At 45.2% G+C, this 24,096-nt stretch carries 19 protein-coding genes, 5 tRNA genes, 3 rRNA genes, 1 pseudogene and 1 riboswitch; of the genes and pseudogenes, 15 read left to right on the top strand and 13 right to left on the bottom strand.

Features of this window, described 5'->3' with window-relative positions:
* The first annotated feature begins 633 nt into the window (after window positions 1-633).
* Window positions 634-921, top strand: coding sequence for a hypothetical protein (locus KHN78_RS19020; protein WP_128813489.1), 288 nt, complete (start codon window positions 634-636; stop codon window positions 919-921).
* Between the two features lie 394 nt (window positions 922-1,315).
* Window positions 1,316-1,867, top strand: a complete 552-nt coding sequence (locus tag KHN78_RS19015; protein WP_211918123.1) for a type II secretion system protein — start codon at window positions 1,316-1,318, stop codon at window positions 1,865-1,867.
* A 197-nt stretch (window positions 1,868-2,064) separates the two neighbouring features.
* Here KHN78_RS19015 and KHN78_RS19010 read toward each other — a convergent pair whose 3' ends face one another.
* The 10 genes and pseudogenes from KHN78_RS19010 to thiD all read right to left on the bottom strand — a co-directional run bounded on the left by KHN78_RS19010 (window position 2,065) and on the right by thiD (window position 10,023).
* Window positions 2,065-2,583, bottom strand: coding sequence for a GNAT family N-acetyltransferase (locus tag KHN78_RS19010; protein ID WP_128812477.1), 519 nt, complete (start codon window positions 2,581-2,583; stop codon window positions 2,065-2,067).
* An 80-nt stretch (window positions 2,584-2,663) separates the two neighbouring features.
* The gene (locus KHN78_RS19005; RefSeq protein ID WP_211918121.1) at window positions 2,664-3,128 is read right to left on the bottom strand and encodes an HAD family hydrolase; all 465 of its coding nucleotides are present in this window, start codon (window positions 3,126-3,128) and stop codon (window positions 2,664-2,666) included.
* 332 nt (window positions 3,129-3,460) lie between these two features.
* Entirely contained in the window at window positions 3,461-4,186 is a 726-nt protein-coding gene (locus KHN78_RS19000) for a phosphatase PAP2 family protein (RefSeq protein ID WP_211918957.1), read from the bottom strand.
* A gap of 195 nt (window positions 4,187-4,381) precedes the next feature.
* Window positions 4,382-4,996, bottom strand: a complete 615-nt coding sequence (gene thiE, locus KHN78_RS18995; protein ID WP_211918119.1) for a thiamine phosphate synthase — start codon at window positions 4,994-4,996, stop codon at window positions 4,382-4,384.
* A 62-nt stretch (window positions 4,997-5,058) separates the two neighbouring features.
* A complete protein-coding gene (gene thiM, locus KHN78_RS18990; RefSeq protein ID WP_211918117.1) occupies window positions 5,059-5,850 on the bottom strand; it encodes a hydroxyethylthiazole kinase in 792 nt (263 codons plus the stop codon).
* Between the two features lie 12 nt (window positions 5,851-5,862).
* Complete coding sequence (gene tenA, locus KHN78_RS18985) at window positions 5,863-6,531, bottom strand: thiaminase II (RefSeq protein WP_211918115.1); 669 nt, start codon at window positions 6,529-6,531, stop codon at window positions 5,863-5,865.
* A gap of 54 nt (window positions 6,532-6,585) precedes the next feature.
* Window positions 6,586-7,536 (bottom strand): ABC transporter substrate-binding protein, encoded by a 951-nt coding sequence (locus KHN78_RS18980; protein WP_211918113.1) that lies wholly within the window; start codon window positions 7,534-7,536, stop codon window positions 6,586-6,588.
* Between the two features lie 46 nt (window positions 7,537-7,582).
* A pseudogene (locus tag KHN78_RS18975) lies at window positions 7,583-8,317 on the bottom strand (ABC transporter permease); the annotation flags it as partial.
* A 58-nt stretch (window positions 8,318-8,375) separates the two neighbouring features.
* Window positions 8,376-9,140: an ABC transporter ATP-binding protein gene (locus KHN78_RS18970; protein ID WP_211918109.1), complete on the bottom strand. Its 765-nt coding sequence runs from the start codon at window positions 9,138-9,140 to the stop codon at window positions 8,376-8,378.
* Window positions 9,130-10,023 (bottom strand): bifunctional hydroxymethylpyrimidine kinase/phosphomethylpyrimidine kinase, encoded by an 894-nt coding sequence (gene thiD / locus KHN78_RS18965; protein WP_211918106.1) that lies wholly within the window; start codon window positions 10,021-10,023, stop codon window positions 9,130-9,132. The genes KHN78_RS18970 and thiD overlap by 11 nt, the downstream gene beginning before the upstream one ends.
* A gap of 112 nt (window positions 10,024-10,135) precedes the next feature.
* Window positions 10,136-10,245, bottom strand: a riboswitch (TPP riboswitch).
* Between the two features lie 383 nt (window positions 10,246-10,628).
* Between thiD and KHN78_RS18960 the strand changes: the two genes are divergently transcribed.
* Window positions 10,629-12,014: a TldD/PmbA family protein gene (locus KHN78_RS18960; RefSeq protein ID WP_211918104.1), complete on the top strand. Its 1,386-nt coding sequence runs from the start codon at window positions 10,629-10,631 to the stop codon at window positions 12,012-12,014.
* A complete protein-coding gene (locus tag KHN78_RS18955; RefSeq protein ID WP_017189903.1) occupies window positions 12,014-13,357 on the top strand; it encodes a TldD/PmbA family protein in 1,344 nt (447 codons plus the stop codon). The genes KHN78_RS18960 and KHN78_RS18955 overlap by 1 nt, the downstream gene beginning before the upstream one ends.
* 77 nt (window positions 13,358-13,434) lie before the next feature.
* On the opposite strand, the gene trmY is transcribed toward KHN78_RS18955, so the two are convergent.
* Entirely contained in the window at window positions 13,435-14,034 is a 600-nt protein-coding gene (gene trmY, locus KHN78_RS18950) for a tRNA (pseudouridine(54)-N(1))-methyltransferase TrmY (RefSeq protein ID WP_005374282.1), read from the bottom strand.
* 248 nt (window positions 14,035-14,282) lie between these two features.
* Between trmY and KHN78_RS18945 the strand changes: the two genes are divergently transcribed.
* The 11 genes from KHN78_RS18945 (at window position 14,283) to KHN78_RS18895 (ending at window position 22,343) form a co-directional block, all read left to right on the top strand.
* Window positions 14,283-14,807 (top strand): DUF3087 domain-containing protein, encoded by a 525-nt coding sequence (locus tag KHN78_RS18945; protein ID WP_211918102.1) that lies wholly within the window; start codon window positions 14,283-14,285, stop codon window positions 14,805-14,807.
* Between the two features lie 486 nt (window positions 14,808-15,293).
* Window positions 15,294-16,848: ribosomal RNA gene (locus KHN78_RS18940) — 16S ribosomal RNA — on the top strand.
* 90 nt (window positions 16,849-16,938) lie between these two features.
* Window positions 16,939-17,014, top strand: a tRNA-Glu gene (locus KHN78_RS18935).
* Between the two features lie 2 nt (window positions 17,015-17,016).
* Window positions 17,017-17,092, top strand: a tRNA-Lys gene (locus KHN78_RS18930).
* Window positions 17,093-17,120: 28 nt separating this feature from the next.
* A tRNA-Ala gene (locus KHN78_RS18925) sits at window positions 17,121-17,196 on the top strand.
* 35 nt (window positions 17,197-17,231) lie between these two features.
* Window positions 17,232-17,307 (top strand) — tRNA-Val (locus KHN78_RS18920).
* A gap of 328 nt (window positions 17,308-17,635) precedes the next feature.
* Window positions 17,636-20,527, top strand: a 23S ribosomal RNA gene (locus KHN78_RS18915).
* Window positions 20,528-20,657: 130 nt separating this feature from the next.
* A 5S ribosomal RNA gene (gene rrf, locus KHN78_RS18910) occupies window positions 20,658-20,774 on the top strand.
* The 16S, 23S and 5S rRNA genes sit together here with 5 tRNA genes alongside, the layout of an rRNA operon.
* Before the next feature lie 90 nt (window positions 20,775-20,864).
* Window positions 20,865-20,955: transfer RNA gene (locus KHN78_RS18905), tRNA-Ser, on the top strand.
* A 278-nt stretch (window positions 20,956-21,233) separates the two neighbouring features.
* Window positions 21,234-21,500 (top strand): hypothetical protein, encoded by a 267-nt coding sequence (locus KHN78_RS18900; protein WP_223917797.1) that lies wholly within the window; start codon window positions 21,234-21,236, stop codon window positions 21,498-21,500.
* A 492-nt stretch (window positions 21,501-21,992) separates the two neighbouring features.
* Window positions 21,993-22,343: a DUF3147 family protein gene (locus KHN78_RS18895; protein WP_211918100.1), complete on the top strand. Its 351-nt coding sequence runs from the start codon at window positions 21,993-21,995 to the stop codon at window positions 22,341-22,343.
* A gap of 124 nt (window positions 22,344-22,467) precedes the next feature.
* Here the strand turns inward: KHN78_RS18895 and KHN78_RS18890 are convergent, their stop codons facing one another.
* Both KHN78_RS18890 and KHN78_RS18885 read right to left on the bottom strand, forming a co-directional pair.
* On the bottom strand, window positions 22,468-22,824 hold the full coding sequence (locus KHN78_RS18890; RefSeq protein ID WP_211918098.1) for a YibL family ribosome-associated protein: 357 nt from the start codon (window positions 22,822-22,824) through the stop codon (window positions 22,468-22,470).
* 84 nt (window positions 22,825-22,908) lie between these two features.
* Window positions 22,909-23,904 (bottom strand): 2-hydroxyacid dehydrogenase, encoded by a 996-nt coding sequence (locus KHN78_RS18885; RefSeq protein ID WP_211918097.1) that lies wholly within the window; start codon window positions 23,902-23,904, stop codon window positions 22,909-22,911.
* Window positions 23,905-24,096 lie beyond the last annotated feature (192 nt).

Raw genomic sequence — 24,096 nt, 5'->3', positions numbered from 1 at the left:
GGTTGCTTTATTGATAGTTTTAGTGATGTTTGATTATGGCATGTTTAAAGAGTGCTTAGGAAAGTGAAACCTAATTATTCGAAGTGATGCTCTTTTTAAAGGACTCAAAGCATAAATTGACGAGAAGCAGTAGCCGAGTAATGAGCTTACTCGGCTAGATTAAATAGTGGTTACTCTTCAGGGTATTCGCCTCGACCTTGATCTTTACCTTCCGCTTTCCAATGCTCGTTTGGATCAAAGGCTTCGTCACAAAGATCAACGGTATACCCCATTTCAGTGACTTCTTTTAGGGTGAGATTATCTGCAATTTTTGCCGTGTCACCGCTTTGTTACGCAGTTCCATATTCATTCCCTTTGGTCATAATTTCAGATTGTTACCCACACAACCTCAAGAAGATGTTCGGTACTGACTATGCGTTTCGCGTAACGATCACCGATAAACCAAGCTTCTAGAGATTACCTGTTGTAAGTATAGAGTCCTTTGCCTTAGACCGTAAAAATATGACCTTATTTTTTGTATGTGATTCCTGGGTGCGAATATGTGGAGAAATGCTGTCTGAAAATATAAAAAAAGAGGATTTTTGTGTGCTAGAGAGTACAATCGCGCCCCTCATCTTTTTTTGGAGCCGCATGATGACCATCAAACCAGACCGAATGACCGCAATGCGCGATATCATTGCGCAAGTGAAAGCTGAATTACCGATTTATGAGCCGGAGACGTTCGTTTGTGGGCCAGAGGGTAAGTGTATTGGTTGCCCTAAAAAATTGTTGGAAATGGTGGACTCAGAATTGACTTACTGGGAATCGGCTCTGGATCGTGGCATTACTCCTCAGTTTGATGAAATTCGTCGATTTGGAAAAATGTGTACGAATGTACGTCGCGGTTTGATCCGCAATAATGTCCCGTTATTGAACGCGTAACCGATAATTGTTGAGGCATTCGGTGTTTTTTAAACCGTAGGTCCACGGATAGTAATTCGCCTCAACGTTATACATCTTAACATATTGAGATAATTCCAGTTTTTGATACACGTTGTAGTTCATTTCATTGTAATTGCATTGTGACTCTCAATGTCTAATGTCGCCAGTACTTTTCCTATCTTTCCCTATTTATCTTCACAAAATCAAAGATATATTGGTTTCGCGCTCCAAAAAAAGTGAGCGTTTTTCATCCCTATTAATCTCAAGGTTCTCTGCATAGCAGAATCGCTTGGCTTATCGATGCCGCGATGATTTGAAGATCTTATCGCTGTGAATCTTGCACCTTGAAACCCATTGGGTATGTACATTTGATTGCCTGAGTTGAGATAAAAAAGTGAAGCAAAAAGGATTCACCTTATTGGAAATTTCCATTGTCATTGCAACGCTCGGTTCGATTGCATTGGCGGCTATGCCGGTTTTACTTGATATTCATCGTCAAGCTTACGCGGCAATGTTGCAAAGCTCCCATTCTTCCTTGAATACCGCACTCAAATTTTTTCAGGCCAGAGTGGTTATTGATGATGCCGAAAACGAACGTCAGATCATTTATATCGATAGAAATGTAAAAATGCGCAATGGGATGCCTGAGGCCAGTGCGGATAGTATCAGAGCCTTGTTAGAGATTGATCTTCCAGTCGTAGGAGGCTCTCAGATAGATAAGCCCTGTAAAGGCAGTGATTTTTGCATTGTTGGGCAACAATATCCAAATAGTGCCAATTTTGTTGATATTCCTGACTATCAGTTTTCCGACTATTCTGGTTTAGACCGCGTCGTTTATGTCTGGCCTCAGGGGTATACCCTCGCTAAGGAAGAGTGTTACTTTTATTATGTTAATCAATCATCTACAGAATCGGTGGTAAAAGGGAGTGTGACAAGCGGTTGTTAATGATTCGATTGGACTTGTTTCATTGTTTGTTATTTTAACCCGTATAAAACATGCCCAAATGTTGGTTCGGGGCATGTTTTGTCAGGTATTTAAAGTTACATCGAACATTTCCAGATTTATCGTATATTCGAATTTTTTCAGATACTCAAAGCGAAAGCTTTGGGCTAAATTAAATGTATGATCGGTGGACTTTTTTTTCAGAATTTTCTTGTCAGTAAGCAGCGCTTTAGTTCCATCTTTTGGCTCATGACACGCTTGCCATTTGCTAAAGTGACGACGCCTAATTCTCCACAATGTTCAAAGTTAAAACGTTCATATAGCGCGATAGCGGGAAGGTTGTGCTTGTAAACATTGAGCATAATAGTGTCAAAACCATAATCCCATCCATGTTGAATAGCGATGGCGAGAAGCTGTTTACCAAGCCCTTTATTTCGATACTGATGATCGATATGAATACCAAGAATACCTGTGTGGATAAATTCCTCACCCTCATAACCACACATGCTGGCCGGAAATATTTCGACGCTACCAACCAAATGTTGTTCATCAAACGCGACGAACTGGGGAATGGATTCCTTTTCTACACGCGTTAACACCTCGGTCACCTTGCTTTGTTCTGGTGCGGGTGAGCGTAGATATTCACCTTCCTCATACACGCGATTCCAAAGTACGATAAATTGGTCAATATCTTCTATTTTGATCGGCCTGATTTGCATCTGTCTTTCCTGCACTATAGATGAATTTTATACATAAACACCAACTCCTTTTCATTTTGAAAGGTTTGGAAATTCATGGTTTAAATAAGCTCGGATAAGCAGTGGATTTGGTGAGGTATAGACTGCTCAGGTGCAGTTAACTGTTTAGGGTTGAACCAAATCGTGTTTAACCCAGCCTTCATTGCTGGATAGATATCTTTCTGGGGAAGATCGCCAACCATCGTAAGTTGCGTTGGTTTGACTTTAAGTTGCGCTGCAATCGCTTGATAGAAAGCGGGGTGGTTTTTCTTAACGCCAAGGTTCGCATAACAAAAATAGCCAGAGATGAATGGATCGAGTTCGACACGCTGGAACGCTTTTTGTACATCTTCTAGTTGTGAATCGGATGCACTGGTTGCGATATAAATAGAGTGGTTCTGTGATAGCTCCGAGAGCATTTCTCTTGCTCTAGGGATGGTTTCTACGTGCTCCCAATTGCACATTTTTCCTTGTGCGTGGGGAAAATCGACCATTAAGGTGTTGCCCCAATCGAAAAGATAAATCATGTTCGAATCTCCTATATGAGAACATCCTATCGCTTTTTATCACTGAGAGCGCATGCTATTGGGATAAATGCGATTCACGTAGCTTTTCGTTATTTCCATTAAATTCTTAGTAGCTTGATGTGGAGTAAAGTTGCAGATTTTCATACTTAAGAAATCTCTAAAAATAGTCATAGCTATTGATCCAATGCGTTCCTTAACGTTTCTCGAGATCGATATAACTTTCAGGTTGAGATCAACGTCTCGTATTGAGAACAGCTCATTTCAGAATCCAACCCTAAACGCCAAAGAAGCCAGAAAATTGCTGGCTTCTTTTTATCTATTTTTAAATACTTTTACTTGGTTGCTAAGGCAACGAAAGGTGCTCTTTTAGTAATTTGAAATGTAGGCAGTAAGGTAAATACCACCGCGACAAACACCACTGAACCAATCAAATCCTCAATTCTGTGCATGCCGAGCCACAAACGACTGTACGCGACGCCTATTGCCCACCCCCATAAGGTAGCAGCAGAGAAATAGCACTTGTTCTGTAAAAACAATCCACCAAAGAAAGCTAAACAAATAGAAACGAAAATCGTATGACCAGATGGGAAAGAGTAGTCTTTTTCACCTTGCCAGTGGCGAGTGCGCCATTCGCTGACTTTCTCTGAAATCTGTCCAATCACATTCGCTTGCTCAGCGGTTTCTAGTTGATAAAACGTTTCTGGATGTTCAATCAATTGTTCTGCTGCGAGTAACTCCGTGTAGGGACGTGGACTTTCTGTCATGAGCTTTAAGCCGGTTTTACTTACAAAGCCTATCACCAATAACAACCCAAGCATGGAGAGTTTTTGTATCCATTCTGCCTTTGTTGGCTTGAAACGATACAGTGACAGAATTAATAGTGTCAGGGTAATCAAAAAGCCTTTACTACCCGCAGAGTCCGTCAACAATGTAATTAAGATGCCGGTGCCATCAGAAACGTGAGAAGTAAGATCGTGATAAGAGGCAAGTAGCGAGAGAGGAAATATGCCTGCGACGAAAAAGGTCAGCATCATCAATCCGTATTTTTTGGTTTTCATTACGTATTTTGGGGTTTTCATTAAGAGTTACGCAGCAGTAAAAATCAGGTCGCTATCTTACGATAGCCGATGTGAAAAACTCATCAACGCTTTGTCAATTCAACCGAGAAAATTGCCGGAGAGGAAAGAGGCTATATGATGTTGGAATATCAAGGCGTTAATCCATAAACGCCTTGAAATAAACATGATGGAATCTTAGCTCATCAGGCTTAGTAGATATTCCGACGCGGCTTTTGGATCTTCCGCGTGGCAAATTGCTGAAACCAAAGCCAAGCCATGAACACCAGTGGCGCTAAGCTGCGGAATGTTACTTTCGTTAATGCCGCCAATGGCAACAATCGGTAGTGAAGTCGTCTCTAACGCCATCTTTAAACCATCAATACCCCAGTGCTTTTTTGTGTTGGTTTTGGTTGGTGTTGCGAAGATGGCACTAAGACCAATGTAATCAATCGGCAAAGAATCTGCTTGTGCAAGCTGCTCTTTATTTTCGATGGATAGGCCGAGAATTTTGTTTGGTCCAATTAACTCACGAGCAACGGTTGCTGGCATATCTGATTGTCCGAGGTGGACACCATCAGCATCGACAGCCAGCGCGACATCAACGCGGTCATTGATGATCAAAGGTACATCGGTATCTTTGAGGATTGCTTTAACGGCTTGAGCGCGTTCGATAAATTCTCGTACATCACCGTGTTTTTCGCGGACTTGTACCATGGTCACGCCACCTTCCACGGCTTTTCTCACAACGCGCTTTAGCGTGGCTAAATCTTGTTGGTCATCGGTGACCAAATATAAACGATAGGCGTTCATTTTGTTTCCTTTGGGCCTCTCATCTAGATGGGATGAGAGGCCGGTATTTGTTAGAGAAAAGCTTAGCTAACTTGCAGTTTTAGGCGTTTGGCCAGCGTTTCTTCATCCAACTGGTAAAGCTCATCCAACAGGTTCATTTGCAGGCTACCTGGACCACGAGCTTGTTCCGCTGCAATCTCGCCAACAACGCCCAGTACCGCCGCTGCGGCAAGCCCGGTGTTATCACCAACAGCAGCAAAAGCGCCTGTTAGAGCCGTTAGTGTACAGCCCATTCCGGTTACGTATGGCATCATCTCGTGACCGTTGTTTAGCTGCACAGTTTGCTCTTTCGTGACGATGTAATCAGTCTCGCCAGAAATCACCACACTTGCACCATACTCTGCGACTAAGAAGCTCGCTGCGCCAAGTGCTGCGTCGCTGCTGTCTAACGCATCGACGCCTTTGCTTTGTGCTTGCTCGCCAGCGAGTGCAATGATTTCTGAAGCGTTACCTCGGATGATGAGTTTGTCTGCAAGGCGCGCGATTTCACGTGATGTCTCGGTACGTAGTGAGCTTGCTCCGCAACCGACAGGGTCGAGTACAACGATTTTGCCATTGGCATTGGCTTGCTCTACGGCATAGCTCATGCGCGGTGTCCAAACGCTGTCTAGGGTTCCAATGTTGATAACCAGTGCGCCAGCGAATGACATCATTTCTGCCATTTCCTGCTTGGAGTGTGCCATGATTGGAGAAGCACCGATAGCCAATAGGGCGTTTGCTGTGTTGTTCATCACCACGTAGTTAGTGATGTTGACGACTAACGGCTTTTGCTGGCGTACTGCGGTTAATGCTTGGGTGATTTGTTCAATTAACATGAGATTCTCCGATTAATCTTGCTGAGCGTTCAGACCTTGTTGCCAGAATGCCACTTCCATGCGCGTTGCAGTTTTGAATACCTGAATCAGGTTTTGACCGCGTTGGCTGTTGATATCGATTTCCGCCAATAACTGGTTAAAGTGTTCTGTACCTTTTGCGACACCAGATTGGAACTCTTCACCTCCGTAGAGGTTGAGCCAACTTGCGTATGGGTTACCCTCGATTACGGTCTTTTCATCTTCAATCAGCATCTTACCGATTACGGCATAACCGATAGAGCAAGGAGCAAGTGCGGCGTAAAGATCAACAAGATCGCCCGTCATGCCAGCATCTAATACGTAACGGGTGTAAGCCACAGTGCCGAAATCTTCTGGCTCGTTTTCTAAGTCGGATTCTGTCAGTCCCCATTGCTCGCAGTAAGTCACGTGGTGGGCGATTTCAGAATCGAGCAATGCATGTACGCTTGGGAGAGCGCGGCGCATGTCATCCAAAGTACGCGCTTTGTAGATCGCTAATGCGTAAGCTCGTGCGTACTGTTTTAGGAACAGAAAATCCTGTTTTAGATAGTGCAGAAAACAAGGTTGAGCCAAAGTGCCTTTCGCCAGTTGCTGCACAAACGCATGCTCGGTGTACTCTTGCCAATCTTGGTGGCAAGCGTCGATCAAATCTTGGTATTTCATTATGGGTATCTCGTAATCGTTAGACCTTAGGCTTTGAGCCTAAGGTCTTTAGCATTAGTCAAAGCTCGGCACGTAATCTTTCGCTTTTGGCAGTGTTTCGATGATTTTTTGTGAATACATGAATTCGGCATAATCATCGTAGCGTTTCAGATCTACAGCGGACGGGCGAAGAGCGAAACGAGTTAGTGTGTCGTTCCAAGCACGTTGGTTAAGCTCGTTGTTGAGGGTGTCTGGTGAATAAGCCACGAATTCTTTCCAAGACGCTTTTGGATGATTAACGATGTAAGTAGTCGCTTGCTCTAGCGCTTTGTTGAATGCCTTGATGGCTTCTTTGTCGTAGGTTTTTGCATTGGCTACGAAGACCAACTCGTCATACGCGGGCACACCGTGCTCCTCTGGGAAGAAAGCTTTGGCTTTGTAACCCTCTAGTGCAAGCTGGTTAGTTTCGAAGTTACGTAGACCGCCCCAAATCGCATCCACTTTGCCAGATGCGAGAGATGAAGACAGCGCCCAACCTACGTTGATGATTTGTACGTCAGAAAGCTTCACGTTCTCTTGAGCTAGCATGGTACCGATTGTCGCTTCTTCGTTACCGGCGATAGCAATACCGATCTTTTTGTCTTTCAAGTCACCAAGGTTTTCGTTCTTACCGTTATCCAGCACCATAAGTGTGTTGAGTGGTGTTGCAATCAGAGTTGCAGAGCGGATTAACGGTAAACCAGCTGCGACATCAATAGTCAGGCTTGGTTGGTAAGAAATCGCCATGTCAACTTTACCCGCCGCAACCAACTTAGGTGGTGTGCTTGGGTCTGCGGGCTCTTGAATGTTGACTTTCAAACCTTGCTCTTTGAAGTAACCACGCTCTTTGGCGATCACGATAGGACCATGGTTTGGGTTGACGAACCAATCCAGCATTAGCGTCATCTCTTTTTCGGCACCAAGAACGTTGGTTGATACCACTGAAGCGAGTAGAGCAGCAGCGCTCATAAGTTTGTTTTTATTCACGAGGCTTTTCCTTTATTTCCCAATTTCCTTTGGTTATTTTCTGCAATTACTTGCTTTCCCAAGGGATGGCTTTTTTCAATAATTTATCGGTGATGAAGTAGAGTGCGATCGATAAAACAGCGAGGATAAACAGCGCCGCAAACATTTCATCAATGATCATGCGAGCGTTGGCTTGTAACATCAGATAGCCCAAGCCCTCACTTGAACCAACCCATTCACCCACAACGGCACCAATTGGTGCAATAACCACGGCGACACGAATGCCGGATGCCAGTGTTGGTAGAGCAGCCGGCAACTGGATATGACGCAGCAATTGCCATTTCGATGCACCCATAGTTTTAGCAAGGTCGAGATAACCGGTTGGTGTATTTCGAAGACCGTCATAACAACATGTAGTGACTGGGAAAAAGATGATGATCGCCGCCATCACCACTTTTGAGGCAATGCCATAACCTAGCCAAAGCATGAGCACAGGCGCGATCGCAAATACCGGAATTGCTTGGCTGGCAATCAGAATGGGTAGGAGCCAACGTTTGAGTGGTTCGAACATCAGCATTTGTAATGCGAAAAACAAGCCCATTGATAGCCCAAGCACCAGACCAAACAAGATCTCTTGAGCGGTTACCCAAGTATGTTTGAGCAATACGTCATAACGAGTCACTAATTTGTCCAGAACTTCAATGGGCGAGGGTAAGATGAAACTTGGCATATCGAACACGACAATAGTCAGTTGCCATAAACCCAAGATGACCGCCGTGCTGATCACCAAACGAAGTGCTGGATGAGTCACTCGCTCCTTTTTACCTATTTTCGTTGAAATGGAGTTGTACTGAGTCATGTCACTCATAGTCTTTCTCCAATTGATCCAAGATGGCTTGTTGTAAAGCAGCACATTCACCGTCGAGCACGCGCGGTGGCTCAGTGTTTGGAACAACAAGATGCCGGGCTTGCGCAGGCGTACCTTGCAATACATAGAGTTGGTGAGCTAGTCGCACCGCTTCTTGGGGATCATGAGTGATCAATACGACGGTCTTATCTTTTAGTAATTCGGCAGATAAGGTTTGCAGTTTATGACGAGTCACTGCATCAAGTGCCGAGAAAGGTTCATCCATTAGAACCAAGGGCTTGTCTTGCATTAGAGTGCGGGCAAGAGCGACACGCTGTCTCATGCCGCCAGACAGTTGATCGGGTTTAGTGTTTGCGTATTCTGCCAATCCAACTTGTTTTAATAAGGTCAGCGCACGTTGCTTGTTTTGTTCGGCCCCATGAGGCCTTGTTGAATGAGAAAATCGTGAACTTAGGCAGACGTTGTCTAACACGTTCAACCATGGCAGTAATAGGTCTTGTTGCGCCATGTAGGCAATGCGATCACGCAAGGCGATACCATCCGTGGTGGTTAGGTCACCATACCAATCAACCTTGTCATCCAGCAGACCCGCGAGATAGCGCAGGATCGTCGTTTTACCACAACCACTGCGACCAAGTAAGACGGTCCATTTGTCCGCAGGGATGGTCATGCTCAACCTTGCTAACGTGGGGGTCTGGCTGTCTTTGTATTGTAGGCCGGCGTGCGAAAGTTGAAGACCTAGAGCTTTAACGTGCATTATTGTTGTTGCCAAAGTTTGGACCAGCAAAGAAATGATGCACAGGGCCGTGACCTTGACCGACATTTAACTCATCGGCATGAGCAATAGCTTGGGTGATGTATTCTTTACCCAAATGTACGGCTCTATTTAGACTATTCTCTTGGGCAAGGTAAGAGGCGATAGCGGATGAAAGCGTGCAGCCAGTACCGTGTGTGTTTTTGGTTGGGAATCGTTTCGCACTGATGAGTTCAGCACTGTCTTGCAGGATCAAGAGATCGTTACTGTTTTCATCTTTTTCTAAATGCCCGCCTTTTAACAGTACCGCTTTTGCACCGAGAGCGCGTAAGTCGGTAATCATGTCATTCATCGCAGACTCTGATTGAGGAACCGCCTTACCCGTAAGCGCTGCACCCTCTGGTAAATTTGGAGTAATGATGTCAGCGAGCGGAATCAATGCTTCTTTCAATGTGCTGATTGCCGACTGTTCCAATAATAGATCGCCGCTGGTGGCGACCATTACAGGGTCAATTACGAGATGCTTTGGCTGGTATTGTTTAATTTTGCTGGCAACGACTTTGATGATGTTGGAATCGGCTAACATACCTACTTTGACTGCAACGATGTTGAGGTCGGTAAAAACGGAATCGAGCTGGCTTTCAACATGATCTAAAGGTATCGGGAAAATAGCGGAAACACCCTGTGTATTTTGCGAGGTAATAGCAGTAATCACCGAACAGGCAAAGCTTCCGGTTGCGGATATGGCTTTGATGTCTGCTTGAATGCCTGCGCCGCCGCCACTGTCCGACCCTGCGATCGTCAATACAATCGGGGTGGTTGACGGTACTGTCGTTTGTGTTTTCGACTCTGCGGATGGTTGTTCTTGGTTTGATTGCTGCGCCATGGTCGCTCCTATTAAAAGACGTATAGGAACTGACTTTGGTTCTCGCAAGGGAAGATCGGTGATCGGATCCGTTGAGGCTAGCTAAACTGATGGATATTCAAGATCGGCTAGTGGCAAAGTAATGATAGTTCCCTACGTCAGTACTAACTGAATCAGGTTCAACGGGTCTCTATTTTGATCTCAGCCGATACAATTACTGCATTGGCTCCCCGACTATTTCGCTAGGATAATAGCAGTTCACGAATAGTAGATGTATGGATTTTTTCGTTTGAATCAAACAATCGATAAATTTTGAGAAGTCCAACTCTGTTTGATATCGGTATTGAGTATTTTTATCTCTGTTAATTGAAAATTGACTGGAAAGTTCTTGGAACAAATGATGTTTTGCATTGAAAGTGGTAGAGAAAGACTCCATTTATTATTGATTGTTCGACATATTACATAACGAATCGTTGTTTGATTTAGCAAGGATTAGCACAAAACAAGGTTAAAAAAGTGTTAAAGTTTAATGCGTTGCCAATATATCTTTGAGTTCGTTTGGTATCACCTACCAGGTTTGCTCAAAGGTCAGGACGGCGAGAACGATCAACGAGCAAGGAGATTTCATGCTTAATTCTGTAACAGCGAAAGCGGTGATCGATCATGCCCTCTTTTTAGGGGCTGATTTCGCAGAGCTATTCGTTGAACACCACCAAACCAACACTGTCCAGATTGCATCCGGTGAAGTGGATAAGGTTAATTCAGGTATCGATTTTGGTATCGGTATTCGCCTCTTTTTCGGTCATAAGGTGCTTTACGGTTACACCAACAGCACAGATGAAAAAGAGCTAAAACGCGTCACCTCATTGCTTGCAGCAAAAGACAAGCGTGAGCAAATTGCCTCAGTAGGTTCTCTCAATCTGAACCGCTACCCAATTCAACATGGTTGTCGTATGCCACTTGGCAAAGACGCCAACCTAGATTCTAAAATCGCTTTTTTATTGAAAGTCGATCAAGCAGCACGCGCAGAGAGTGAATACATTAGTCAGTTTATTGGCAGCGTACTTCAGCGTGAGCAGCGAGTGTCCATCTTTAATTCACAAGGGCTACACGTTGACGATACTCGTCATTACATTCGTGTTGCTGGTAATACAGTCGCTCAAAAAGGTACTGAGCAGTCTTCAGGTATGGAAGGTCCTGGCGCTCTTGCTGGTTGGGAGTTAGGTGAACAACTTGATGCGAAAGAGCTAGGTCAAACTATCGCTCAACAAGCGTTAGTAAAACTTGGCGCGGATGCGTGTCCATCGGGTGAAATGCCAGTGGTAATTGGTAACGGCTTTGGTGGCGTTATCTTCCATGAAGCTTGTGGCCACTTGCTCGAAACCACTTCAGTTGCGAAGAAAGCGTCCGTATTCCACGACAAGATGGGCGAAATGATTGCTCACACCGCAGTGAATGCTGTCGATGATGGCACCATGACCAACGAATGGGGCTCGATTCATGTTGATGATGAAGGCATGAAGACTCAGCGCACTCAATTGATCAAAGACGGTAAGCTAACCAGCTTTATGGTCGATAAAATGGGTGGCATGAAGACAGGTTATGAACCTACGGGTTCTGGTCGTCGTCAAAACTACAAGTTCGCACCAACCTCGCGTATGCGTAACACCTTTATCGAAGAAGGCGAGCATTCACTTGATGACATGTTGGCTGGCATCGAACGCGGTATCTATGCGAAGAAGCTGGGCGGCGGATCGGTTCAACCGGGTACGGGTGAGTTCAACTTTGCCGTTCGTGAAGCTTACCTCATTGAAAATGGCAAAATCACCAAGCCTCTGAAAACAGCAACGCTGATCAGCACGGGTCCAAAAGTGTTGAAAGAAATCAGTATGGTCGGCAAAGACATGGCGCTTGCCCCGGGCATGTGTGGTTCCGTGAGTGGTTCAGTGCCAACAACAGTCGGTCAGCCAACGCTGAAAGTAGATAACATTCTGGTAGGAGGCGGTAACTAATGAGCCAAGAACAACAACTTCTTAATGCGGTTGATTACGTCCTATCAGAAGCAAAACGCCAAGGTGCAGAAGCGGACGTCATTGTAAACCGCAACAGCAGCTTTTCTTTGAAAGCGAACCAAGGAAAGCTGGATGAGTACAAAGTAAGCTCAAGCCAAGTTCTGGGTGTTCGTGTTGTGAAAGATGCGCGTGTTGCAACAAGCTATTCTGAGTCGTTAGAGCAACCAAGCTTAGATTTGATGCTGACCAACGCACTGCAAAGCGCTCGCTTTTCCAAGCAAGATGAACATCAGACGATTAGTTGCGTGAACAGCCAAATTGCGACTGATGTTGCTGAGATTTCACAAGAAGATACGACTTCTGTTGATGAAAAAATTGAACTGTCTCTCGCACTTGAGCAAGGCGTAGTCGCTCTACCTCACGCTTCTAGCGCACCTTACAATGGTTACAGCGATGGCGAAACACAACTAATCATTGCCAATACTCAAGGCACATTGTGTCAACACTTCGAGCGCTCGTTCACTTGTTACGCGTATACCTTGTTTGAAAAAGACGGCAAACAGTCAATGGCGGGGAGAATGTCACTTGGTCGCCGTTTTGATGAGTTGAATCCAGCTTACTGTATAGAAGGCGGTTACAACCTTGCTCGAGATCTTCTTGAAGGTGCACCGGTTGCGACGGGTAACTACCCTGCTATCTTCCATATCAATGCGCTAGCAAGTTTATTCGGTGCTTTCGGCAGTGCTTTCTCTGGCGTAAGCGCGATGAAAGGCATTACGCCACTGGGTGATAAGCTTGGTCAACGTGTTGCGAGTGATTTGATTACCTTTACTGATACGGCTTACATGCCAAATGGTATGGCAATCGCAAGTTTTGATAGTGAAGGCTTTGCTACTCAAGACAATGTGATGATTGCTAATGGTGAGTTGAAAACCTTGCTACACAACAGCCAGACCGCAAGTTACTTGGGTGCAGTCTCGACAGCAAGTGCCGCTCGCGGTGCAAAATCGAGCCTAGAAGTATCAGCGAATCACAAAGTGATTGCGACAGGCAACAGTAGTGCGTCAGAAGTGAAAGCGGGTGAGTACCTAGAGTTAGTCGAACTGCAGGGTGTTCACTCTGGCGCGGATGCGGTGAGTGGTGATTTCTCGTTTGGTGCGAGTGGCTTCTTGTGCCGTGATGGTGAGCGCATTCAACCAGTGCGTGGTATCACTGTAGCGGGTAACTTCTACAAGATGCTGCAAGAAGTTGAGGCTGTGGGTGATGCTCAGTTAATTAACGATAGCCGCACTTTCTTCTCGCCAGACGTTCGCTTTGCTCGTTTGAGCATTGGTGGTAAGTAAACCTAGAACTCCTATAGAAACAAAAAGAGGACTCAATGGAGTCCTCTTTCTTATATCGAATGATTAACTCGCGAGAATTAAAATTCGCGAATGTCCAACTCATTGTGGATCAATACCACACACTGGGAAGCGAAAAGCATCTTAGGACCTAAGCTGATCTTCTCTGTGCCAAGGCGCTTTAAGCTATTGAAAGACTTTTTCGGCATCGGGATGTGGTCAGTTAGCAAGAAACATGGGTTTCCACCGATTTCTGCATCACGAACAAATTCGCCTTTTTTATCCAACATATATAGTTGGTGATCTTCTGCCAGTTCTTGCACTAGGCGTTCAAAGCTGACGGTACGAACGGTGATCCCAGGTTCGACTTCACGAAGCTGCTCTTTACCCATGCCCACTGATGCGTCCAAAGCACGAGCCACTGCTGCAATTAGTGTTGACTCATGGAAGCCGCCAATGTTGGTGATGTCGTTGGAGCGAATAGTAATGGTACGTGAGAAATCTTTTGTGCTTTCCAAAACCAAGTGTACAACCACATCTTCACGGTGCGATTGAGCAACGAACATAGTGTTCATCATGGTATGAGCAAGAATCTCTGTATGCGCTTCATTACCAACACCTTCTAACAGTGCCTTGCTGGTGGTGGGCGCAGCGCGAGCTCGTAAAACAAAAGAGCGCATAAATGTAGCCTCTATATAGAAAGAGTGAATGCGCGGAGTATATACCTAAGTAAGCGCAATATGCTAGGTCCAGAGGTAGCGTTGATTTTGTGGTTAGGTAATCATTGGAATCCAATACACCGAAGCCTATCGCAATAGAGAAAGGGCAGGCTGTGAGCTTAATAATAAATGTGAACTTATTTACAAAGCTTCGATTGTTGTGTTGAGTGTGCTCGTTAGAATAGAAGTAATTTATTTAGGAGCGGTATATGGAAATTAGAAAAATAAACAAACAAGTTTATAGAAAGAAAGTGAATCTCGTCATTGGCGGCTTTATAGCACTGCTTGCGATATCAACTCTTGCATTTAGTACAGTGTTGATCGTTTTATTTGGAAATACAGACATCGTTCCTAATCAATCAACGGGAAACTTTCACTGGAACTTGATTGGTGTGGTTCTCGCGTTCGCAACGTCACTCTCTTTACTGAATAAATTTAAAACTCGGCCATACATGGAGGAAGTGTTGTATGTATGGCAACTCAAGCAGCTGCACAACAAGATCTTCCGCAAACTGAAAAGCATTAAAGCCGCTTCTTCTGAGTATGATGTAAAAGCGCTGACGATCCTTAAGTTCTACTATACGACTCAAAGTCAGGTGTTTGAGTTAGACAACAACACATTGACGATGAGCAGTGTAAATAAAGAATTAGAGGCTATTGAGAAAATCGAAGCGGAGAAGTCACTGAATCTTGATATCACAAGCTTTGAAGAGTCTTGGGTAGATACATATTGATTGCCTATTTGCTACTTGAAGTTAACAACTGAGTGCTAAAAACAAGCATTTGAGTGAGATTTCATCACTCGACGCTTTTTTTTAAGTTTTTTCTAAAAAAGGGTTGCCAAGAAAAATCATCTCCCTATAATGCGCATCCGTTGTCAGGGCAAAGCGGAAACGCAAAAGCGGTTGGCAACGAGGCGAAAGAAAAGCTTCTAAAAATTAATTTTAAAAAGTGTTTGACACTAAGAATTAATTCCTTAGAATACGCCTCCGCTTCGATAGTAAAGCTTACGAAGCAATGCTCTTTAACAATATAGACCTATCAATCTGTGTGGGCACTCGTTGATGATAATCCAAATTAGAAGCTTCGGCTTCAAATTAGATTTCAATGAAACGAAGTGACCATTGAATCGAAAGATTCAGCACAGTCAATTCAAACATTACTTCTGCTATTTATTAGCGAAAGGAATGTTCAGTATTCATTGAGTCGAACAAAATCTTAAATTGAAGAGTTTGATCATGGCTCAGATTGAACGCTGGCGGCAGGCCTAACACATGCAAGTCGAGCGGCAGCGACAACATTGAATCTTCGGAGGATTTGTTGGGCGGCGAGCGGCGGACGGGTGAGTAATGCCTAGGAAATTGCCCTGATGTGGGGGATAACCATTGGAAACGATGGCTAATACCGCATGATGCCTACGGGCCAAAGAGGGGGACCTTCGGGCCTCTCGCGTCAGGATATGCCTAGGTGGGATTAGCTAGTTGGTGAGGTAAGGGCTCACCAAGGCGACGATCCCTAGCTGGTCTGAGAGGATGATCAGCCACACTGGAACTGAGACACGGTCCAGACTCCTACGGGAGGCAGCAGTGGGGAATATTGCACAATGGGCGCAAGCCTGATGCAGCCATGCCGCGTGTGTGAAGAAGGCCTTCGGGTTGTAAAGCACTTTCAGTAGGGAGGAAGGTTCATGCGTTAATAGCGTATGGATTTGACGTTACCTACAGAAGAAGCACCGGCTAACTCCGTGCCAGCAGCCGCGGTAATACGGAGGGTGCGAGCGTTAATCGGAATTACTGGGCGTAAAGCGCATGCAGGTGGTTTGTTAAGTCAGATGTGAAAGCCCGGGGCTCAACCTCGGAATTGCATTTGAAACTGGCAGACTAGAGTACTGTAGAGGGGGGTAGAATTTCAGGTGTAGCGGTGAAATGCGTAGAGATCTGAAGGAATACCGGTGGCGAAGGCGGCCCCCTGGACAGATACTGACACTCAGATGCGAAAGCGTGGGGAGCAAACAGGATTAGATACCCTGGTAGTCCACGCCGTAAACGATGTCTACTTGGAGGTTGTGGCCTTGAGCCGTGGCTTTCGGAGCTAACGCGTTAAGTAGACCGCCTGGGGAGTACGGTCGCAAGATTAAAACTCAAATGAATTGACGGGGGCCCGCACAAGCGGTGGAGCATGTGGTTTAATTCGATGCAACGCGAAGAACCTTACCTACTCTTGACATCCAGAGAAGCCAGTAGAGATACAGGTGTGCCTTCGGGAACTCTGAGACAGGTGCTGCATGGCTGTCGTCAGCTCGTGTTGTGAAATGTTGGGTTAAGTCCCGCAACGAGCGCAACCCTTATCCTTGTTTGCCAGCGAGTAATGTCGGGAACTCCAGGGAGACTGCCGGTGATAAACCGGAGGAAGGTGGGGACGACGTCAAGTCATCATGGCCCTTACGAGTAGGGCTACACACGTGCTACAATGGCGCATACAGAGGGCAGCCAACTTGCGAAAGTGAGCGAATCCCAAAAAGTGCGTCGTAGTCCGGATTGGAGTCTGCAACTCGACTCCATGAAGTCGGAATCGCTAGTAATCGTGGATCAGAATGCCACGGTGAATACGTTCCCGGGCCTTGTACACACCGCCCGTCACACCATGGGAGTGGGCTGCAAAAGAAGTAGGTAGTTTAACCTTTCGGGGAGGACGCTTACCACTTTGTGGTTCATGACTGGGGTGAAGTCGTAACAAGGTAGCGCTAGGGGAACCTGGCGCTGGATCACCTCCTTATACGATGATTACTCACGATGAGTGTCCACACAGATTGATACGGTTTATAAAGTAAAAGAGACGAAGATATCCCAATATCTTCAATCCAGTGTCCCGTTCGTCTAGAGGCCTAGGACACCGCCCTTTCACGGCGGTAACAGGGGTTCGACTCCCCTACGGGATACCATTGGGTCGTTAGCTCAGTTGGTAGAGCAGTTGACTTTTAATCAATTGGTCGCAGGTTCGAATCCTGCACGACCCACCATTTCTTTTTTAGAAATGACTCTCAAGATGGGGCTATAGCTCAGCTGGGAGAGCGCCTGCCTTGCACGCAGGAGGTCTGCGGTTCGATCCCGCATAGCTCCACCATTCTTGACGTCTACCACGAGACGTAAAACTCATGTGGGCGATTAGCTCAGTTGGGAGAGCACCTGCCTTACAAGCAGGGGGTCACTGGTTCGAGCCCGGTATCGCCCACCATCTTTAAGCACACTTTCTTTGAAATAGAAAGCAGAGTGTTTTTAAAAATGGTTACTTCATGAGAAGTGATTAGCTCTTTAACAATTTGGAAAGCTGACAAAACAAATCTTGTCTTAAATAGATAAGCATTTGTTTGTAAAGTTCTCAAAGTATTCATTTCGATGAATACACAAAAACACATTCAAGTGTTCTTGGGTTTTGCGAAAGCAAAACATATTTGAGTCCGGCAAAATCGATAGCTATCTCGCTCATTCAAATAATGAGATAGCAACTTTGGTTGTTTAAACAACAAACTCAAGATTTCTTCTGAAACTCTTTGGGGTTGTATGGTTAAGTGACTAAGCGTACACGGTGGATGCCTTGGCAGTCAGAGGCGATGAAAGACGTAGTAACTTGCGATAAGCCCAGATTAGGTAGTAACAACCATTTGAGTCTGGGATTTCTGAATGGGGAAACCCACTAGCATAAGCTAGTATCATTAACTGAATTCATAGGTTAATGAGGCGAACCGGGGGAACTGAAACATCTAAGTACCCCGAGGAAAAGAAATCAACCGAGATTCCGAAAGTAGCGGCGAGCGAAATTGGACTAGCCCTTAAGCTTTATATGCGTTAGACGAACGGTCTGGAAAGTCCGGCGATACAGGGTGATAGCCCCGTAGTCGACAACGCACATTCAGTGAAATCGAGTAGGGCGGGACACGTGATATCCTGTCTGAATATGGGGGGACCATCCTCCAAGGCTAAATACTACTGACTGACCGATAGTGAACCAGTACCGTGAGGGAAAGGCGAAAAGAACCCCTGTGAGGGGAGTGAAATAGAACCTGAAACCGTGTACGTACAAGCAGTAGGAGCAGGCATTGCGTCCTGTGACTGCGTACCTTTTGTATAATGGGTCAGCGACTTATATTCAGTGGCAAGGTTAACCATCTAGGGGAGCCGTAGGGAAACCGAGTCTTAACTGGGCGTTCAGTCTCTGGATATAGACCCGAAACCAGGTGATCTAGCCATGGGCAGGTTGAAGATTGAGTAACATCAATTGGAGGACCGAACCGACTAATGTTGAAAAATTAGCGGATGACTTGTGGCTAGGGGTGAAAGGCCAATCAAACCTGGAGATAGCTGGTTCTCCCCGAAAGCTATTTAGGTAGCGCCTCGGACGAATACTACTGGGGGTAGAGCACTGTTAAGGCTAGGGGGTCATCCCGACTTACCAACCCTTTGCAAACTCCGAATACCAGTAAGTACTATCCGGGAGACACACGGCGGGTGCTAACGTCCGTCGTGGAGAGGGAAACAACCCAGACCGCCAGCTAAGGTCCCAAATTATTACTAAGTGGGAAACGATGTGGGAAGGCTCAGACAGCCAGGATGTTGGCTTAGAAGCAGCCATCATTAAAGAAAGCGTAATAGCTCACTGGTCGAGTCGGCCTGCGCGGAAGATGTAACGGGGCTAAGTAATAAACCGAAGCTGCGGCAATGAAGTTTACTTCATTGGGTAGGGGAGCGTTCTGTAAGCCGTTGAAGGTGTGTTGTAAAGCATGCTGGAGGTATCAGAAGTGCGAATGCTGACATGAGTAACGATAAAGGGGGTGAAAAACCTCCTCGCCGGAAGACCAAGGGTTCCTGTCCAACGTTAATCGGGGCAGGGTAAGTCGACCCCTAAGGCGAGGCCGAAAGGCGTAGTCGATGGGAAACGGGTTAATATTCCCGTACTTCTTACAATTGCGATGGGGGGACGGAGAAGGCTAGGTGGGCCTGGCGACGGTTGTCCAGGTTCAAGTGCGTAGGCTTAAGAGTTAGGTAAATCCGGCTCTTTCTAAGGCTGAGACACGACGTCGAGCTACTACGGTAGTGAAGTCATTGATGCCATGCTTCCAGGAAAAGCCTCTAAGCTTCAGATTGTAAGGAATCGTACCCCAAACCGACACAGGTGGTCGGGTAGAGAATACCAAGGCGCTTGAGAGAACTCGGGTGAAGGAACTAGGCAAAATGGTACCGTAACTTCGGGAGAAGGTACGCTCTTGATGGTGAAGTCCCTTGCGGATGGAGCTGACGAGAGTCGCAGATACCAGGTGGCTGCAACTGTTTATTAAAAACACAGCACTGTGCAAAATCGTAAGATGACGTATACGGTGTGACGCCTGCCCGGTGCCGGAAGGTTAATTGATGGGGTTAGACTTCGGTCGAAGCTCTTGATCGAAGCCCCGGTAAACGGCGGCCGTAACTATAACGGTCCTAAGGTAGCGAAATTCCTTGTCGGGTAAGTTCCGACCTGCACGAATGGCGTAATGATGGCCACGCTGTCTCCACCCGAGACTCAGTGAAATTGAAATCGCTGTGAAGATGCAGTGTACCCGCGGCTAGACGGAAAGACCCCGTGAACCTTTACTACAGCTTGGCACTGAACATTGACCCTACATGTGTAGGATAGGTGGGAGGCTTTGAAGCAGGTACGCTAGTATCTGTGGAGCCGTCCTTGAAATACCACCCTTGTAGTGTTGATGTTCTAACGTTGACCCCTTATCGGGGTTGCGGACAGTGCCTGGTGGGTAGTTTGACTGGGGCGGTCTCCTCCCAAAGAGTAACGGAGGAGCACGAAGGTGGGCTAATCACGGTTGGACATCGTGAGGTTAGTGCAATGGCATAAGCCCGCTTGACTGCGAGAATGACAATTCGAGCAGGTGCGAAAGCAGGTCATAGTGATCCGGTGGTTCTGAATGGAAGGGCCATCGCTCAACGGATAAAAGGTACTCCGGGGATAACAGGCTGATACCGCCCAAGAGTTCATATCGACGGCGGTGTTTGGCACCTCGATGTCGGCTCATCACATCCTGGGGCTGAAGTCGGTCCCAAGGGTATGGCTGTTCGCCATTTAAAGTGGTACGCGAGCTGGGTTTAGAACGTCGTGAGACAGTTCGGTCCCTATCTGCCGTGGGCGTTGGAGAATTGAAAGGGGCTGCTCCTAGTACGAGAGGACCGGAGTGGACGAACCTCTGGTGTTCGGGTTGTGTCGCCAGACGCATTGCCCGGTAGCTAAGTTCGGAATCGATAACCGCTGAAAGCATCTAAGCGGGAAGCGAGCCTTGAGATGAGTTCTCCCTGATACTTTAAGTATCCTAAAGGGTTGTCGGAGACTACGACGTTGATAGGTCAGGTGTGTAAGTGCTGTGAGGCATTGAGCTAACTGATACTAATTGCCCGTGAGGCTTAACCATACAACACCCAAAGGGTTTTGATGGACTCAAAGCAAGAACAAGACTTGATTGTGTAGAGAACACAGAAACAGCTTTCCAAACTTTTTGTTTTCACTTTTTAAAAAAAGTGGAAGTAAAAAGACAGAATTTGCTTGGCGACCATAGCATTTTGGACCCACCTGATTTCCATTCCGAACTCAGAAGTGAAACGAAATAGCGCCGATGGTAGTGTGGGGTTTCCCCATGTGAGAGTAGGACATCGCCAGGCTTGCTTACTGTTTTTAGATTTTAAAAAATCTAAAGGCAAAACTGAGATTTAGCATCATTAGTATAAGACTAAATTTTAGTAAAAATTTGCGGAGAGATGGCTGAGTGGTTGAAAGCACCGGTCTTGAAAACCGGCGTACGTTAATAGCGTACCTAGGGTTCAAATCCCTATCTCTCCGCCACTATTAAGAAGCCTCGCTAGAAATAGCGAGGCTTTTTCGTTTTAGTCTTTTAGGTCAAGGCACATTACGTGACGTGCAAGAATTGACTAAATCCCTAGTTGTGTCTAACCCCATATAGGTCTCCTCGAACTCCAAAACTACGCAGAAATATGGCTTAAAATTTCTTCAGTTTTCGCATACCAGTTGATATTGATGTAACGCCACCTGACACACCACATATTTTAGCGAATAAGGTTGCGACTCTAGATGTAGATGGCGTGCATGCCGATGATTTTCTCATGAGCTCAAATCGTACTTTGTATAAGATTACTCTGAATGAAAGTGAGTTTTTACCTGGGTGTTCAGATCCGATTGCTCACAGTATTATCCGAACAAGTAATATTGATGGATTGGTACGAATCTGGAAGAAAACACACAATACTGTTGAATTTATCGTGGAAGGTGGTTATCACGCACCTATCGTTGGTCACTGGAACTTTGAACTTGACCCAAGTACCACAACGCTGAATAAAACACTGTATATCAGTACGCCTGTTCAACATTAAGCGCATTTCTTTGAAGTATAAGCACTCGTTCTCGAGTGCTTTTTTGTATCTATCATTTTGATTAAAAATAGGATGTTAGTTATTCAAGTATAGAAAATAATTCGATCTCTTTTGAACAGTATTGACGTCAATGGACTTGTTAAAGCCTGTGATGGTGTCATGATGATGCTTCTTGTGTATAAGGAAAAGTACATATTTATCAGGCTAAGGAGAAACTGATGAAGTGCGAGTTTGAATTCATTTGTGATAGAGCATGGTCAGATTTGGAGGATATAGGTAATGATAAGATGAAGTATTGTTCCTATTGTCACCAACACGTTTATCTTGCTGAAAATAGTGTAGAGTTGGAACGGCTAGCAAATAAGAAACGTTGTGCTTATTTTCGGCCGGATCATCAAGATGGTAATGATCAAACAGTCTTGAGATTTCTTGGTCGTGTAGTAAGTAAATAATCGACGTACTGGCTAAATACTGTTTGCAAGGAGGTTACTAGTGCTATGGATTGCGATTAAGTACCTGACAACTGCTGCGATTGTTGTGCTTATTTCTGAAGTCGCAAAGCGAAGCGATAAGTTAGGGGCGTTAGTTGCCGCTTTACCGACTGTCACAATACTGGCTTTGATTTGGATGCATATCGAGGGGCAAGGGACAGAAAAACTCTCCAACCATGCGTTTTACACATTTTGGTATGTGTTGCCTACTTTACCAATGTTCCTGATTTTTCCTTATTTGCTGACTAAGTACCCTTTTGGGATCACTTTGCTAATCATTTGCGTAGTGTCGATGGTTTGTTTTGCTGTCACCAATTTTGTGTTGAAACAGTTTGGTGTCAATCTATTGTAGACAAGGAATTTTCTTATCAAAGAAATTGAAGCGGTTTGTAGGGTTATAGTTTTGGGGGGTTATAAAAGTAAAAAAGCCCAAGCGATTTACTTGGGCGATTAAAATACGCAGTGTTACTGAGCAATTAGAATTCTTTTGGTGCAAAGCCCGTCATTGCGTCTAGGCGCAGTTCTTTACCCATTTTCGTTAGAGGGTGAACAATCACTAGGCCACGAACACGTTTTTTAAGCTTGCCGATATCTGCTTGTTCTTCTTTAGTGATTTCACGAGAGAATGGCATATCAAGTAGACTCTTACGTTCTTTGTTTACTTCGTAAGCTTGCTTGTGTTTTAGTTGGTTTAGCTTTTTAGATAGCTCATCAACCTCGTTCGTGAATTTAGTAATCATTTCTTGATCACCACGAGAACGTGCCGCGTCAAGTTTACGCTGGCATGTATCTAAACGGTTGTGCAGCTTTTGAATATCAGTTTTTATGCTCATGGTAATAGGACTCAATATTTTTAAAGGTCGGGAGTATAGCATAGCTGAAATTCTACGCTCTACTATACTGCGAGATTGCTTGATTTAGTTAATGAGTTCGTTCCCTGATGGAACTCCTGATAAGAATGCGTCGACATTATTTAGCGTAACGGATGCGATGTTGTTGAGAGCTTCATGAGTTAAGAATGCTTGATGCCCTGTGAATAGTACGTTGTGACATGCCGATAAGCGGCGGAATACGTCATCGACGATCACATCGTTTGATTTATCTTGAAAGAACAAGTCTTTTTCATTGTCGTATACATCCAAGCCTAGTGCCCCGATTTTACCTTGTTTAAGCGCTTCTATAGCAGCAACAGAATCGAGAAGTTCCCCACGGCTTGTGTTGATTATCATGACACCATCTTTCATTTGTGAGAAAGCGTGCTCATTAAGTAAATGGTAATTTTCTTCGCTCATTGGACAGTGAAGAGATATGACATCTGATTTCGCGTAGATCTCTTCAAGTGAACAGTAGCGAGCGCCCATTTCTAATGCTAAAGGATTTTCGTACGGGTCATAGCAAAGCAGATCCATTCCTAGTCCTTTGAAGATGCGCATAGTGGCGATTCCAATTTTTCCAGTGCCAATGACACCAACCGTTTTTCCAAAGAAGTTAAAGCCAACTAAACCCTCAAGAGAGAAGTTCGCATCGCGAGTTCGCTGATAAGCTTTATGAAGACGGCGGTTAAGGCACATCATCATCCCGACAGTATGCTCAGCGACGGCTTCAGGAGAATAAGCAGGGACGCGCACCACTTGTAATCCTAACACTTTGGCGGCATTTAAATCGACCTTATCAAAGCCTGCACAACGCATGGCAATTAGACGTGTGCCGCCGATAGAAAGCTGTTTTAAGACGGGTTCTGATAGATCATCGTTAACAAAAGCGCAGACTACCTCACAGTTTTGTGCCATTTTGGCTGTCTTAGCGGTTAACCTAAAGTCGTGGTAATGGAATGTGAAATCTCTATTATCTTTTACTTTGTTGAAAGACGCTTCGTCATAGGACTTGGCACTGAAAAAAGCAATGTTTAACATAATTTCCTCTCCACATTTATGCCCCGTTATTTCAAATAAGCATTGCGTCTGAAAGCCACGTTGTTTTCGTAGGGCTAGGCTTTTCAAAGTAACTTGTGTCTATAAAATCATCTGCTTATAAAACGATTTCTTTATGACACTTTCTATTGCTACAGTAATTCACTCAGGACGCAATGGGTAGTTCAATTTTGT

It is taken from the genome of Vibrio sp. B1REV9 (assembly GCF_905175395.2).
Lineage (GTDB): Bacteria > Pseudomonadota > Gammaproteobacteria > Enterobacterales > Vibrionaceae > Vibrio > Vibrio alfacsensis.
The sequence above is the reverse complement of the archived record's forward strand: the minus strand, read 5'-3'. Positions and strand labels throughout refer to the sequence as shown.

Excerpts from the sequence above, each read along its gene's own strand:
- KHN78_RS19020 (WP_128813489.1), top strand. The coding sequence starts at position 634 with ATGACCATCAAACCAGACCGAATGACCGCAATGCGCGATATCATTGCG.
- KHN78_RS19010 (WP_128812477.1), bottom strand. The coding sequence starts at position 2,583 with ATGCAAATCAGGCCGATCAAAATAGAAGATATTGACCAATTTATCGTA.
- KHN78_RS19005 (WP_211918121.1), bottom strand. The coding sequence starts at position 3,128 with ATGATTTATCTTTTCGATTGGGGCAACACCTTAATGGTCGATTTTCCC.
- KHN78_RS19000 (WP_211918957.1), bottom strand. The coding sequence starts at position 4,186 with ATGAAAACCAAAAAATACGGATTGATGATGCTGACCTTTTTCGTCGCA.
- thiE (WP_211918119.1), bottom strand. The coding sequence starts at position 4,996 with ATGAACGCCTATCGTTTATATTTGGTCACCGATGACCAACAAGATTTA.
- thiM (WP_211918117.1), bottom strand. The coding sequence starts at position 5,850 with ATGTTAATTGAACAAATCACCCAAGCATTAACCGCAGTACGCCAGCAA.
- tenA (WP_211918115.1), bottom strand. The coding sequence starts at position 6,531 with ATGAAATACCAAGATTTGATCGACGCTTGCCACCAAGATTGGCAAGAG.
- KHN78_RS18970 (WP_211918109.1), bottom strand. The coding sequence starts at position 9,140 with ATGCACGTTAAAGCTCTAGGTCTTCAACTTTCGCACGCCGGCCTACAA.
- thiD (WP_211918106.1), bottom strand. The coding sequence starts at position 10,023 with ATGGCGCAGCAATCAAACCAAGAACAACCATCCGCAGAGTCGAAAACA.
- KHN78_RS18960 (WP_211918104.1), top strand. The coding sequence starts at position 10,629 with ATGCTTAATTCTGTAACAGCGAAAGCGGTGATCGATCATGCCCTCTTT.
- KHN78_RS18955 (WP_017189903.1), top strand. The coding sequence starts at position 12,014 with ATGAGCCAAGAACAACAACTTCTTAATGCGGTTGATTACGTCCTATCA.
- trmY (WP_005374282.1), bottom strand. The coding sequence starts at position 14,034 with ATGCGCTCTTTTGTTTTACGAGCTCGCGCTGCGCCCACCACCAGCAAG.
- KHN78_RS18945 (WP_211918102.1), top strand. The coding sequence starts at position 14,283 with ATGGAAATTAGAAAAATAAACAAACAAGTTTATAGAAAGAAAGTGAAT.
- KHN78_RS18900 (WP_223917797.1), top strand. The coding sequence starts at position 21,234 with ATGAGCTCAAATCGTACTTTGTATAAGATTACTCTGAATGAAAGTGAG.
- KHN78_RS18890 (WP_211918098.1), bottom strand. The coding sequence starts at position 22,824 with ATGAGCATAAAAACTGATATTCAAAAGCTGCACAACCGTTTAGATACA.
- KHN78_RS18885 (WP_211918097.1), bottom strand. The coding sequence starts at position 23,904 with ATGTTAAACATTGCTTTTTTCAGTGCCAAGTCCTATGACGAAGCGTCT.